The following is a 12,503-nucleotide window of genomic DNA, read 5'->3' on the forward strand; positions in this document are numbered from 1 at the left end:
TGGTTGCAAGCGGCGAGCGGATAGTGCATCAGCGCCTCGTTCGCGCCGTATCGGCGCGGGCGATCATTCGCTATGCATGTGCATAGCGGTTTGTTCAGAACGGGAGCGGAAAATGACGCAGTGCGTTTCCACACGCCCCTTGGGGCTTCGCGGCTAATCAGCGTTGATGCGCTGAAAGGGCCCGTCCTGCTGGCCAATGTGCCGGCTGTTTGACCCTGTTCTGGATTATTTTTCATGGGCAATCATTCTTTTGGGGACATCGTCCCCGAAGGCGACGATGGTGCGCGCAGAGCGACCGTCACGCATTATTTTACTGCCGGCAGCTGGATTGAAGGCGCGGCAGTTCATCAACTGGCGGGAATTGCCAGTCTCCCCGGCATGATGTCGGTCGCCGGTTTCCCGGATCTGCACCCGGGCAAGTATGGCCCCGTCGGCATGGTCGCGCTTTCGCAGCGGCTCTACCCGCAGCTGATCGGCAACGATATCGGCTGCGGCATGTCATTCTTCGAGCTCTCCTTGCCGCTGCGCAAATTCAAGGTCGAAAAGGCGGCCGAGCAACTGCGCAGGCTGGAGCAGATCGATCTCGGCGACATGGCAACCCGCCTGGCGGAGCACGATCTTTCGCCTGACATGGGCCCGCAATCCCTCGGCACCATCGGCGGCGGCAACCACTTCTGTGAGCTGCAGGCCGTGGACGAAGTGTTCGAGGACGAGGCGGAAAGTGTGGCCGACCGGCAGAAGCTCTATCTTCTGGTCCACTCGGGCTCGCGTTCGCTGGGCGCCAATCTTTTCGGTCGCACGCTCGGCACAGAACACTTGCGGGACGGTCTGGCTGCCGGTTCGGCCGCCGCCGTTGAATGGCTCGCCGGAAGCGGCGAGTGCGTTCGATGGGCTTCGCTTAACCGGCGAATGGTGGCGGAGCGGGCAGCGCGGACGTTGCGCGCCGATCTGTCGCTGGTTGCCGATATCCCGCACAACCTGGTGCGGGCCACGGCGTCGGGCTTCCTGCACTATAAGGGCGCGGCCGCAATCGGTGAGGATGCCGTCGCGCCGGTCGCTGGATCGCGCGCAACGCGAAGCTTTCTGGTGCGCGCCCTGGCCGGTGCGGAGCGATCGCATTGGGGCATCTCGCACGGTGCGGGGAGGAAATATGACCGTAAGGCCATGCACGGCCGCGTGGGTGGCAATCGCTCCGAGCGTGATGCCTTGCGCATCAATGCCTGGGGTGGTCTCGCAATCTGCGAGGATCGCAACCTGCTGATCGAGGAGGCGGCCGGCGCCTACAAGGATGCCGCTAAGGTTGTCGCAGACCTCGAGGCGTTCGGGCTTATTCGACCGATCGCGGCGATGAAGCCGCTCGTCACCTACAAGAACGTGCAGCCGCAGGAACGGGTGCGCGAGAAAACGAAGTGGGAGCGGACGACGATAAGGAGGATGCGCCATGGGTGAAGTGACGCTCTTTCTGACCTCCGGCAACGGTCCGGTGGAATGTCGCATTGCCATGGCCGCGCTGATCGACATCTTGGGCAAGGAAGCGAAGGTCAACGGCTGCAGCTTTGACCTGGCCCTTGGCGGGCAACCGGATGCGTTCGGTCCAAAATCCGCAATCGTCACGATGGCAGGCGCTCGATCCGAAGATTTGGCAAGAGCCTATTGCGGGACGATTCGCTTTGTTTTCAAGAGCCCGGTTAGAAAAGGGCATCAACGACAGAACTGGTTTGTCGGTGTCCGGCAAGTGGATCTTTCCGGCGCGGGCGTCGTACCGACGATCGAGCTTGGGGATTTGCGCTTCGAAACCTTGCGGGCCGGCGGGCCCGGTGGCCAGCATCAAAACACTACCGATAGCGCCGTGCGGGCGACGCATGTCCCCACGGGCCACACGGTCGTTTGCCGAGAGGAGCGATCGCAGCATCGCAACAAGGCAACTGCAATTCGCAGGCTTCAAGCCATTCTGGATCTCATCGCCGCCGGGAACGAGCAGCAAGAAAAGACGGCCTTGTTCATGGCCAGCAAGGAGCTGGAGCGGGGTAACGCGGTCAAGACCTTCCGCCTGTAGCCTTCCTTGGCGACCCGGGCTTGTGCGCCCGGGTCGCCTTGATACGCTGATCGTCGAGCCGCGACATTACCGGTTGCTTCGGTTGAACGCCTCCGTCAGCGCATGATGACGACGGGGCGGTCCCAGCCCCACATCATCACGTCGTTCTGATAGCGGAAGGCGCGCGATTCAGCGCGCCGGTCGAGTTCGATGCGTTGCAGGCAGGTGGCAAAGGCGTCGGTGCCGCGGCGGAAACCGTAGGAGGCGCAGGTGTTGCCGTCGGCGATGCGCCGCTCTTCCGGTGTCATGGTCTGGCACGCCGTCAGCAGTAGGGCGGCTGCGACTAGGATCGTCAATCGGGTCGTCATGATGTTCGTGTCTCCTGGGTGCCGCCTTCGTATTCATTTCTCGAATCGCAATTAATATAGGGAGTTGCGCCGAAAATCGAAGCGGACCACGCCAATTCTGCGGCAGGCGCGCGGTCGCACGCAGGGGAGACGTAAAGCGTCCGATGTCGTCCTGAAAGTTGATTTTCTGAGGCTTGGCCCGACGTGATCAGCACGCCAGAACCGACACGTCAGCGCGTAGGTTTTTCGATTGAAGCCAGTTTAAACCCCCGCCGGCAGGCGGCGATCACATGCGTTCGAGCACGCCGACGAAGGACTCGGCGAAGCGCTCCAGGTCTCGCGTGCCATCGCCCGGGTGCTCGAGGCGGATGGTCGTGCCCTGCTCATCAAGGCAGGCAAACAGGATCGATGTTTCGCTGTCCTGCTCGCCAAGCCGGAGCACGGCGACACTCAGGCAATCTTCGACCAGTTCCGAAGCAGGCAATGCAAACAGAAACTCGCCGCCGGCATTGTCGGCAACGGTCCGGACAAAACCAGCGAAATCGTCCTTGTTTCCGGAAAAGCCGTCGAGGGAGAGTTCGAGCTCGAAGAGCCCCATCGGAACTCCGCCGTCACGCGGGGGAAGAGGGGTAGGGGTGGCAATGGCCACGGCTGCCTGCGATGCGCCCATGTCGGTTCTCCGTCGATCGCCGCGTACTCTCGCATGAAGCCGTGCGCGGCCGTTGCCTCCGATTGAAACTCCGCGCCGGCCGATTCTTGGGCGCGCGGGCACATTCCCATGTGTTGATAGGTGGTTAACGAGAATGGCGATTTTGCGGCGAAGCCTCAGGCGTGGCCCGCGGCGCGGCGGCCGACTGGGCATTGCCTGTTTTCACGGCACGGGGCATGGTCTAAGAATGCGATCTGTTTCGCGGCAGGGGATTGATTCAACTACATGATGGTCCGGTACGAGCGTCCCTATTCCTATGCCGCCCATTGGGCGCGTCGCTTCGCCCGTGTCTCCTTCGTGCTCTTTGTGCTCTCGCTGCTGGCGCACCGCTTCGGGCCACTGACGACACCGCATTTCCTGGCTCTTGTCGGCCTGTCCGGCATTTTCGCGCTGCTCGGCGTATTGCTTGCCGTCGTCGGTCTTGCACGCCTCTGGCAGGTCGCCGCGATCGGCGGCCTCGCGTCTGCTGCGGCTCTTGTCTATGCCGCGCCGGCGCTCGGTTTCATCGGCTTCGGCGTCGTGCAATATCTGACCCGCCCGGCGATCTACGATGTCAGCACCGACACGGTGACGCCGCCGCCATGGCTCAAGGTACCGCAGACCGAAGAGAGCTGGCTGAAACGCAAGGGCGCTGTGACGCCCGAGGACCGGGAAGCGCAGATCCTTGCCTATCCGGGCCTCACCGGCCGGCGCTACGATGGCGCACTCGACCGCGTTTACCAGGGCGTGCGCACTGTCATCGAACAGAACCGCGTCGGCATCACCGAGGAGCTTGGCGTCGAAAACGCCCGCGCCGATCTCGAGGATCTGACCGTACGGCCGAATGCCGGAGCGGAGACGACCGTCGAACCGGAGAACGTACCGGTGCCGGCGGCGCGGCCGGAACTCTCGCTCGAAGGGGCGATTGCGGGGCGCCGCGCCAGCGACGTCGTGCTCCAGGGTGAATGGCGCACGCTGATCGCCGGCTTCCGTTTCGATGTGTTGATCCGGCTGCGCGAAGAGGCCGAAACAACCTTCGTCGACCTGCGTGTCGCCTCCCGCTATGGCCCGCATGACCTCGGCATGGGCGCCGCCTTCGCTGATCAGTTCCTGCGGGCGCTCGATGCCGAGCTGCTCGGCATTGCCGGCGATTGATCGGCAGAGTACCGCCAGGAGACGTCAGTCGTTCACGGCGGCGCCGCGGCCATCGAATTGAGCGGTAGCTTTTCGATCGAGGGCGGACGCCCGCAACGACGTCGGCTCATCGGCTGGTGCAAGCCAGCCGCGATAGCGCACGATCAAGCCGGTCAAGGGGCTTTCGACCTCGACATGGAAGTGAAACAGGCCGTCGCGATCTTCCTCGAACGTCCGGCCGCCCGGCGCGAGCCGCAAGGGAAGCGGGAGGCCGAGGAAGGACCAGGCGCGAACCGAGAGGTGCAGGCGATTTTCTGCAGGCTCCAAGGCGCACAGGATGCGGACCGGTCCGAAATCCTCCGCCAGCAGTTGTTCGTTCCGCTTCTCTATCTTCTGCTGTGAACTGCGCAGGATCTTTTCACCGAAGCGCCGGGTCCAGACCTCCCGACCATTGCCGCAGGCGAAGCGGATATCGACCGGCACATCCGCACCGGCGCTAGGAAAGCCGAAGACAGAGGCGACAAGACGGGCCCAGATCGATCCGCCTCGCTCGACGACCGCACGTCCGCGAAAGGTTGCGTGTCCTTCCGACCTGTCATGCAGGGCTTGGATCGAGGCCGGCACGAGATCCCAATCGCGTCCGAGGATCCGCCGGTAGAGGCTCTGCTGTTGGACCATGATTTCCGTCGTCATGCGATGAAGCGGACACGCTCCTCGGGCGTCGGCACCATGCAACTCTGACGGCGCCCGGCTATGCGATAGCGGTTTCTCGCCACGAGATCATAGAGTGGGTCGCGAAGGGCAGCGGGCAGGATACGGCAGACGTTCACCAGCGACCATGGCAGGCCGAGCCGCGCAAGCGTCCGCATCGAGCCGTCGGATTTGAAGCGGGCGACGCCGTCCTCGATCAGGATGTTGCTTTCGAAGCTGCTGGCGTCGAGGCCGTAGTGCCGATAGAGCGCCTGGCCAAGCGGCGACTGCGCCGTGAGATAGCGATATTGCGCTCGCCGGTCATGGCGAAGCAGGAAACGCACCCAGCCGGAACAGAAAATGCATTCGCCGTCGAAGACGATTACGGGATTGTCGTCGGCAAAGGCAGGCACCGTGGCATCGCTGCGATAGCTGTAGGCGACCCGCCGCATGGTCAGCCGGCTCCGCCAGCCGCCAGCCGGTAGGCGCCAAGGAGCGAGGGCGGCCCATCGGTCTCGACCCGCCCTTGCTCGATCAGGTCTTCCAGATGGGCAAGGACCGAAAGTGCCGCCGCCCCATGCAGCCGGACATCGGTCGAGGCATAGATGACCTTGACCATATCCGGGATATGGCTGTCGCCGGCGCGAATACGTTCGAGCACTGCGCGCTCGCGCATCTTGCGGTGGGCGCGCAAGCCCCGAAGAAACGAGGCGGGCTCGGTCACCGGCCCGCCATGGCCGGGCAGGTAGAGATGCTCGTCGCGGTAGAGCAGTTTTTCAAGCGAGGCCATGTAGTCCGCCATGGCGCCGTCCGGCGGCGCGACGATGGTCGTCGCCCAGGCCATGACGTGGTCCGCGGAAAAGAGGATACCGGTGCCGTCGAGTGCGAAGGCCATATGGTTGGCCGTGTGGCCGGGCGTCGTCAGCCCCGTCAGGCTCCAGCCATCGCCCTCGATCCGCCCGCCATCGGCAAGCACGAGATCGGGGGCGAACTCCATGTCCGAACTCTCGGCGAATGGATTGGTCTCGCCCGTATGCAACGGGCGGGCGGAGCGGTGCGGGCCTTCGCCGACGATCAGCGCACCGGTCGCGGCCTTCAGCCGGCGCGCAAGTGGCGAGTGGTCGCGATGCGTATGGCTGACGGCGATATGGGTGACCTCACGGCCGGCAAGGGCGGCCATCAGCGCCTGAAAATGCGCCTCGTCATCCGGGCCGGGGTCGATCACCGCAACGGAACGCTTTCCGACGATATAGCTGTTGGTGCCGTGGAAGGTGAAGGGGCCGGGATTGTTGACGGTGATGCGCTGCACATCGTCCGCAACCGTCACCGCCTCGCCATGGGCCGGCTTGAAATCGAGATCGAAGTCTGGCCCCTGCATGCGTCTCTTCCTGGCTTTCACTTGTACTCGATCTCGATGAACGACATCGGCTCGCTGCCGGCATTGACGACATTGTGCGCCATGCCCGCCTCGCGGCGATAGGCCGCTCCCTTGGCGATATCGACACGGCGGCTGCCGCCTTCCTCCTCGAGCAGGAACTGGCAGTCGGTCATCGGCACGACGACATAGCCGAGACCGTGCACGTGGTGGCCCGTATCGGCGCCGGGCTCGAAATCCCAGCGGGTAATACGCACCACCGCGTCATCGACGAGCACGCTCGGAACGGCAGGAGGGCGGGCGCGAAACTGGCTCATGATCTTCTCCATTTCGGCGGGACAATAGGAGGTGCGATGCAGGAAGGGAAGGGTGCAGGCGGCAGCGGCAGACGTTGTGTCGCAGTGTGCTTGCCGGCCTTTTGCACAGCTGATCGACAAATCCGCCGAAAAACCAACTTAGTGTCAACTTAGTGATTGTGACGGACGGCGAGCTTTGATAATCAGGCGCTCGATTTGGCGGGCTTGTTTTCCGTCAGTCCAGTTGGGGCGTCGCCAAGCGGTAAGGCACCGGTTTTTGGTACCGGCATTCCCAGGTTCGAATCCTGGCGCCCCAGCCATCATCTTCCAAACATGCGATTGAGAACCGGCAAGCGTGCCGGATATGCGTGTGCTCTTGTCAAGTCACTCTGCAACTGACACGCTAGTGCCGTTGATTCCTACTTGTATGAGGGAGAAGATGGCTCACAAATTCGAAATCTACAAAGACAAGGCTGGTGAATACCGGGTTCGCTTCAAGTACAACAGCGAAGTGATGTTCTCGACCGAGGGCTACAAGACCAAGGCCAGCGCGCAGAACGCCATCGACTCGATCAAAAAGAACGGTCCCGACGCACCCGTCGAGGACAACAGCAGCAGCTGAGTTCGACATTCTTTCCATAGAAAAAGCCCGCCGATTTTCACCGGCGGGCTTTTTGGTTTCTTGGCGCTTAGCCTCCGGTTGCGGCCGGCTTGGTCTGTGCCGGTGCGCCCAGGAACTCTTCGCACCAGCTCGGGCCATCGGCACGCTTGCGGTCGCCGGCAATGCGGATCGAGCGGATCACATAGTCGGACGAGACGGTAAGCTGGACCGAGCAGCTCAGATACTCCGTGCGTGCCGACGAGATGCGCTTGCCGCGCTTGCCGTCCTTGGTGGTTTCGTACTGCGCCGGAACCTTGCGGGTCTTGTAGCCGCCCTTCCAGCTATAGACGGTGGAGCTGCCGCTTTCGACGTCGGAGATCGGCGGACCGTATTGAGCGAAGAAGCCGCCGGCCGGCTGGCCGAGCCAACGCGCTTCGACCGCGTTCTTGGAGATCCCCGTTCCGGTCGTCGTGCAGCCGGCAAGCACGAGCGCAAGGCCCGCCACCGTCATCATACGGAAGTTCATGTTTCTGTCCCTTTGGTTCTCGTTCTGAAATAGGCATGGCGCGGAAGCCCGTATCCCCTGGTTTTCCGCGCTTTCCGTTGTGCCTCTAGCGCCAAACCAGGCGAAAGGAAATCCACGCCGCGCCTTGCATTTCAGGAAAATATGAAGCGTTGCACAAAGTCCCTATCGGGCGCGCTTTCAGGCGCCGACGCCCCCGGAAAACGGCAATTTCCGCATGAGTTTTCCACCGTCACAAGTTTTTTGAAAAAGGCGCAAGGTTTTTCGAGATAGGCGCTTGTGAAATCAAAATGCCTGTTCTATAGAGGCGCCGCTGGTCACGGAGTGTAGCGCAGTCTGGTAGCGCACCACGTTCGGGACGTGGGGGTCGCAAGTTCGAATCTTGCCACTCCGACCAGCCAAATCAATCCTTTACCCGATCATTCCCTTGCATGGCGCTCGGCGGCCGCAGCGTATGCGCTTGCGTTTTGCGCGCCTGTTCCGGCGTCGATCTTTTACGCCCACTCGTCCCCCATCTTAGCCGTTCGTCGCTCCCTCGAAGCCGTTGGTCGAATAGCCGTGCATTCGCACCCGCGTCGGCCTGTCTGGGCGAAGGCGAAGGTTCTAGGTTCCCGTCATTCGATCAATGACGACGAGGAACGGGAATGTCGATCAAGCATCTATTCATTGCAGCGGTTCTGCTTCTGGCCTGCCATTCGGTGGCGGCGGCGCAGAGCTGCGAGAAGAATTTCAAGGCTTCGGGCGTGCCGCTGGTGACGCCGGTCTATTACAAGACCTGGCAGGAGTTTCCGAAGCTGAAGCCCGAGGCCGCCTTGCAGCGGATGGCGCAGGGCGTCGCGGCGGAAGGATTTTCGGGTATCGAGATCAACAAGTCGCTCGGGACCATCGAGGCCTATCAGGATACCGCCGGCTCCGGACGGCTGCAGACGCTACGCGTCGTTGCCCGCAAGCGCGGTTCAGGCACGCGGGTTGATGCGATGTTCGATATTCAGGTGGGGCAGGTGGCCACCAAACAGGTGGTGCAGGAGGGGCTCTGCAACATCATCCGCTCCGCAGTCGAGTAGGGACCAGGCGGGCGCAGCGGACAGGCAGCAGCAGGAGAGCGTTTCCATTGTCGATATGGCAACGCCCCGTCCGCTTGTCAGCCCTGCCCTTCGAGCGTCTTTAGCGCCGATTGGGCCGCGGCCTGCGCTTGCAGCATCGACGTGAAGTTGCCCTGGGCGGGATAGGTGACGCCGCGATACTTGATAACGAAGCACCATTTGCCGTTGATGCGTTTCTCGACCTTCACGGTGGTTTCCGGTTGCTTGTCCGTGCTCACCTTCTCGTCTCCCCTGATTCGGCGCATCGTTGCGCGAAAGTCGTCCAGATACGCCGGAGAGGTCGGTTCTGTCCATCGATACGCCGCATGGATGGGGTGCTGTGGCGGGGGAGAGGCCAAGGATGACGGCACATGCCGGACAGGAACCTTGCTGCCGGTCCACGGTCAGGCGGACTGTCCCACAACGTCCAGGAACGGTGAAACAGTCCTATCGATCCTCATGATCGACGCGCCAACTTACGAATGCGGAGACGGATGAAAAGGTGCGATCTGTGCGATTTCGGGTCAAGGTGAAGCGATTGCCAGCCCTGTCCCGTTTTGGGACGGTGGCGCTCCGGAGAGCCTTCCTCAGGGAAGCGGATCGGGTGGCGGTATCAGGCAGTCCTCCAACCGCGGCGGATCACTCTTGCAGCAGCGACGCGCAGCTTTATTGTTCACTTTGAAACGACGTGTTCACGGAATGATGTCTTATCAGCGTGAACAATCAGGGCGATATTTCCGTCAACACTTGTTCTTGCCCGAGAGGCTCAGATGTTGAAGGAACCGATATTCACCTTTCGCGAGATCGCCATATGGACCGCCATACTTGGCAGCGTCGTCGGCTATCAGCTTTGGCAGCACGCCGAACCGGCGCCGTTGACGATGGTTCTCCCGGCGATCGAGCAGCAGCTTTGATGATGAATTCCGGCAGGAGTTCACTCCTCCGGCATGCCGTTGCGCCTGGCCGCCTGCAGCAGGTCTATTTCGCCGGCGACCGGACCGAACTGGTTCTCCAGTCGCTCGGCTTCCTCCGCATCGAGCCGATATTTCCGGGCAAATGCTTCGATCGATACCATGCGCCCGCGAAAACCTTTTTGCCTCGCATCCTCGCCTTGATGTTCCGTTTTCATGGTGCTTCTCCCATGCGCCAGGGAGATAGGGCGACGGACTTGTTTGAAAAGGCCCAAATCGACCGATAGCAACCGCGGTTTCAGCAACGAAAAAGGGGCCTTGTTCGGGGCCCCTTTTTTGTGTGTGCTGCGGCTTTCGATCAGCCGTCGATATCGTCGATGATCTCGACCGCCTTGCCGGCGCTGACGCGTCGGATTTCGGCCTCCTCGCGGCGGCCCGCGAAGAGTTCGGTCGCCATCAGCTGGTCGGCGAGGTCCGCCGGCAGCGAGAGGATGACGCGGGCGTCCTCCGTGTGGATGCCGCCAAGCGCCGAGCGCTTTGCCGTGATCATGCCGCCAGCCACCGTGTTGTTGGTGTCCGGATCGATCAGGATGAAGGCGCCGGTGAAGCGGTTCTGCTCGTAGGTGTCGAAGATCGCCTGCTCGTCGAAGGCGAGATGCACCTTGCCGATGGCGTTCATCGGCAGCTGCTCGGCATGGTTCCACTTGCCGGTCTTAAGGTCGAGCTGGCTTGCCGGCTGGATCTGGACGCGCTGGCGGCGGCTGCCGCTCTTCAGCCAGTAGCGCTTGCCAGGCTGGATGCCTTCCGGCTGCAGGGCAACGAGCTGGGCATCGAAGGCAAGGCCGGTCAGCGGCTGGCTGTCGATGGCGACGATCATGTCGCCGCGCGACACGTCAACCTGTCGGTCGAGCACGAGCGTGATCGCGTCGCCGGCGACGGCGGCGTTGCGCACGAGGTCGAAGGTGACGATCTTGGTGACGTTGGCCACCATGCCGGAGGGCAGGATGACGACACTGTCGCCCGGCTTCACCGAGCCACCGGCAACCGTGCCCTGATAGCCGCGGAAGCTTTCGCCGGGCCGCGAGACGCGCTGTACCGGCAGGCGGAAGCCGACGGTCTGGGCCGAACGGGTGGTTGCCAGTTCCAGCACCTCGATCAGCGTCGGGCCGTCATACCAGGGCATGGAGGCGCGGCCGTCATAGACGACATTCTCGCCCTTCAGAGCCGAGACGGGAATAGCGGTGACCTGGCGCACGCCAAGCGACAATGCCAGTTCCCGGAACTCGTGGTTGATCTCTTCGAAGCGGGCGCGATCGTAGTCGGTGAGGTCGATCTTGTTGACCGCCAGTACGAACTGCTTGATGCCCATCAGGGTTGCGATCGTCGCATGCCGGCGGGTCTGCTCAAGCAGGCCGACGCGGGCGTCGACCAAGAGCACGGCGAGGTCGGCGGTCGATGCGCCCGTTGCCATGTTGCGGGTATATTGCTCGTGCCCGGGCGTGTCGGCGACGATGAAGGAGCGCTTGTCGGTCGAGAAATAGCGATAGGCGACATCAATGGTGATGCCCTGTTCGCGCTCGGCCTGCAGGCCGTCGAGGAGCAGCGCGAAGTCGGGCAGGCCGAGATCGTTCTGCTTGCCGTTGGAATCGCGCTGGAGCGTCGCGGCCTGGTCTTCCTTGACCGCCTTGGTGTCCCAGAGCAGGCGACCGATCAGCGTCGACTTGCCGTCATCGACCGAGCCGCAGGTGATGAGGCGAAGCGGGCGGCTGTCACGCGCGGCGCGCGCCGGCTCCTGCGCCGGAAAGGCCAGAACCTCGCCGGCAGCAACGTGCTCAACGGCATTCGCGGTTGCGGGAGCAGTCATCAGAAATATCCTTCGCGTTTTTTCTTTTCCATCGAGCCGGACTGGTCGCGGTCGATGGCGCGGCCCTGGCGTTCGGATACGGTCGCGGTTTCGAGTTCGGAGATGATGTCGTCGAGCGTCGTGGCACTGGAGCGGATGGCACCGGTCAGCGGGAAGCAGCCGAGGGTGCGGAAGCGGATCACTTCCTCGCGTTTGGTCTCACCCGGCAAGAGTTCGAGGCGCGGATCCTCGGCCAGGATCATCATGCCGTCGCGTTCGACGATCGGGCGCTTCTCAGCGAAGTAAAGCGGCACGATCGGGATGTCCTCGGCCTGGATGTAGCGCCAGATGTCGACTTCGGTCCAGTTGGAGAGCGGGAAGGCCCGCACGCTTTCGCCCTTGCGGATCATGCCGTTATAGACGTTCCAGAGTTCCGGGCGCTGGTTGCGCGGATCCCAGCGATGATCCGGCGTGCGGAACGAATAGATGCGCTCCTTGGCACGGCTTGCTTCCTCGTCGCGCCGCGCGCCGCCGAAGGCCGCATCGAATTGGCCGGCGTCGAGCGCCTGGCGCAGAGCCTCGGTCTTCATGATGTCGGTATAGAGCGCCGAACCGTGGCTGAAGGGCGTGACGTTCTCGGCTGCACCGCGCGGGTTGATGTGCTCGATCAGGTCGAGATCGTAGCGCTCGACGATCTCGTTGCGAAACGCGATCATCTCGGCGAACTTCCAGCCGGTGTTGACGTGCAAGAGCGGGAAGGGCACGCGGCCAGGATAGAAGGCCTTACGGGCGAGGTGCAGCAGCACCGAGGAGTCCTTGCCGATCGAATAGAGCATGACCGGGCGTTCGAACTCGGCGGCCACTTCGCGGAAGATGTGGATCGCTTCGTTCTCGAGTGCCTTCAGATGCGGATCGAGCGGCGGCTTGGCGCTCTGCGGATTGTGCAGTTCCGTTTCCGGATGGATATGGGGCATTTCA

General features: G+C 62.6%; 17 protein-coding genes and 2 tRNA genes. 8 read left to right on the forward strand and 11 right to left on the reverse strand.

Translation table 11 applies throughout. From position 1 onward, the window contains the following. The first annotated feature begins 234 nt into the window (after window positions 1–234). The gene (locus AC3WWH_RS04555; protein WP_058320361.1) at window positions 235–1,449 is read left to right on the forward strand and encodes an RNA ligase RtcB family protein; all 1,215 of its coding nucleotides are present in this window, start codon (window positions 235–237) and stop codon (window positions 1,447–1,449) included. Then, complete coding sequence (gene prfH / locus AC3WWH_RS04560) at window positions 1,442–2,056, forward strand: peptide chain release factor H (protein WP_058320360.1); 615 nt, start codon at window positions 1,442–1,444, stop codon at window positions 2,054–2,056. The genes AC3WWH_RS04555 and prfH overlap by 8 nt, the downstream gene beginning before the upstream one ends. Window positions 2,057–2,151: 95 nt before the next feature. On the opposite strand, the gene AC3WWH_RS04565 is transcribed toward prfH, so the two are convergent. Continuing rightward, a complete protein-coding gene (locus AC3WWH_RS04565; protein WP_057250618.1) occupies window positions 2,152–2,403 on the reverse strand; it encodes a hypothetical protein in 252 nt (83 codons plus the stop codon). A gap of 265 nt (window positions 2,404–2,668) precedes the next feature. Next, window positions 2,669–3,052: a hypothetical protein gene (locus AC3WWH_RS04570; RefSeq protein ID WP_058320359.1), complete on the reverse strand. Its 384-nt coding sequence runs from the start codon at window positions 3,050–3,052 to the stop codon at window positions 2,669–2,671. A 264-nt stretch (window positions 3,053–3,316) separates the two neighbouring features. Here AC3WWH_RS04570 and AC3WWH_RS04575 point away from each other — a divergent pair, with 264 nt between their 5' ends. After that, window positions 3,317–4,225: a DUF1499 domain-containing protein gene (locus AC3WWH_RS04575; protein ID WP_058320358.1), complete on the forward strand. Its 909-nt coding sequence runs from the start codon at window positions 3,317–3,319 to the stop codon at window positions 4,223–4,225. A gap of 24 nt (window positions 4,226–4,249) precedes the next feature. Here the strand turns inward: AC3WWH_RS04575 and AC3WWH_RS04580 are convergent, their stop codons facing one another. Genes AC3WWH_RS04580 through AC3WWH_RS04595 form a run of 4 tightly spaced genes read right to left on the reverse strand, consistent with a single transcriptional unit; the run spans window position 4,250 to window position 6,586 of the window. Continuing rightward, the gene (locus AC3WWH_RS04580) at window positions 4,250–4,882 is read right to left on the reverse strand and encodes a DUF4166 domain-containing protein (protein WP_162752520.1); all 633 of its coding nucleotides are present in this window, start codon (window positions 4,880–4,882) and stop codon (window positions 4,250–4,252) included. 11 nt (window positions 4,883–4,893) lie between these two features. Further along, window positions 4,894–5,346 (reverse strand): thiol-disulfide oxidoreductase DCC family protein, encoded by a 453-nt coding sequence (locus tag AC3WWH_RS04585; protein ID WP_058320356.1) that lies wholly within the window; start codon window positions 5,344–5,346, stop codon window positions 4,894–4,896. 2 nt (window positions 5,347–5,348) lie between these two features. Continuing rightward, window positions 5,349–6,272, reverse strand: a complete 924-nt coding sequence (locus AC3WWH_RS04590) for an MBL fold metallo-hydrolase (protein WP_058320355.1) — start codon at window positions 6,270–6,272, stop codon at window positions 5,349–5,351. Window positions 6,273–6,289: 17 nt separating this feature from the next. Further along, on the reverse strand, window positions 6,290–6,586 hold the full coding sequence (locus AC3WWH_RS04595) for a cupin domain-containing protein (protein WP_058320354.1): 297 nt from the start codon (window positions 6,584–6,586) through the stop codon (window positions 6,290–6,292). Window positions 6,587–6,810: 224 nt separating this feature from the next. Between AC3WWH_RS04595 and AC3WWH_RS04600 the strand changes: the two genes are divergently transcribed. Next, window positions 6,811–6,885, forward strand: a tRNA-Gln gene (locus tag AC3WWH_RS04600). Between the two features lie 119 nt (window positions 6,886–7,004). Then, entirely contained in the window at window positions 7,005–7,187 is a 183-nt protein-coding gene (locus AC3WWH_RS04605; RefSeq protein ID WP_057250604.1) for a YegP family protein, read from the forward strand. Window positions 7,188–7,254: 67 nt separating this feature from the next. Here the strand turns inward: AC3WWH_RS04605 and AC3WWH_RS04610 are convergent, their stop codons facing one another. Continuing rightward, window positions 7,255–7,692: a hypothetical protein gene (locus AC3WWH_RS04610; RefSeq protein ID WP_058320353.1), complete on the reverse strand. Its 438-nt coding sequence runs from the start codon at window positions 7,690–7,692 to the stop codon at window positions 7,255–7,257. A gap of 317 nt (window positions 7,693–8,009) precedes the next feature. Here AC3WWH_RS04610 and AC3WWH_RS04615 point away from each other — a divergent pair. Both AC3WWH_RS04615 and AC3WWH_RS04620 read left to right on the forward strand, forming a co-directional pair. Continuing rightward, window positions 8,010–8,086, forward strand: a tRNA-Pro gene (locus AC3WWH_RS04615). A gap of 247 nt (window positions 8,087–8,333) precedes the next feature. Continuing rightward, window positions 8,334–8,753: a hypothetical protein gene (locus tag AC3WWH_RS04620; protein ID WP_373419798.1), complete on the forward strand. Its 420-nt coding sequence runs from the start codon at window positions 8,334–8,336 to the stop codon at window positions 8,751–8,753. Window positions 8,754–8,830: 77 nt separating this feature from the next. Here AC3WWH_RS04620 and AC3WWH_RS04625 read toward each other — a convergent pair whose 3' ends face one another. Next, on the reverse strand, window positions 8,831–9,010 hold the full coding sequence (locus AC3WWH_RS04625; protein ID WP_058320352.1) for a hypothetical protein: 180 nt from the start codon (window positions 9,008–9,010) through the stop codon (window positions 8,831–8,833). Window positions 9,011–9,541: 531 nt separating this feature from the next. On the opposite strand from AC3WWH_RS04625, the gene AC3WWH_RS04630 reads away from it, so the two are divergent. Continuing rightward, a complete protein-coding gene (locus tag AC3WWH_RS04630) occupies window positions 9,542–9,685 on the forward strand; it encodes a hypothetical protein (protein WP_093232085.1) in 144 nt (47 codons plus the stop codon). Window positions 9,686–9,705: 20 nt separating this feature from the next. Here AC3WWH_RS04630 and AC3WWH_RS04635 read toward each other — a convergent pair whose 3' ends face one another. The 3 genes from AC3WWH_RS04635 to cysD all read right to left on the reverse strand — a co-directional run bounded on the left by AC3WWH_RS04635 (window position 9,706) and on the right by cysD (window position 12,499). Continuing rightward, on the reverse strand, window positions 9,706–9,900 hold the full coding sequence (locus AC3WWH_RS04635) for a hypothetical protein (protein ID WP_057250601.1): 195 nt from the start codon (window positions 9,898–9,900) through the stop codon (window positions 9,706–9,708). A 140-nt stretch (window positions 9,901–10,040) separates the two neighbouring features. After that, the gene (gene cysN, locus AC3WWH_RS04640) at window positions 10,041–11,546 is read right to left on the reverse strand and encodes a sulfate adenylyltransferase subunit CysN (protein ID WP_057250599.1); all 1,506 of its coding nucleotides are present in this window, start codon (window positions 11,544–11,546) and stop codon (window positions 10,041–10,043) included. Continuing rightward, window positions 11,546–12,499 carry a sulfate adenylyltransferase subunit CysD gene (gene cysD / locus AC3WWH_RS04645; RefSeq protein WP_058320351.1) on the reverse strand — a complete coding sequence of 318 codons (954 nt, stop codon included), beginning with the start codon at window positions 12,497–12,499 and terminating at the stop codon, window positions 11,546–11,548. The genes cysN and cysD overlap by 1 nt, the downstream gene beginning before the upstream one ends. Window positions 12,500–12,503: the final 4 nt, after the last annotated feature.

The sequence above is a fragment of the Ensifer sp. EB106-03-01-XG145 genome, from assembly GCF_058792075.1.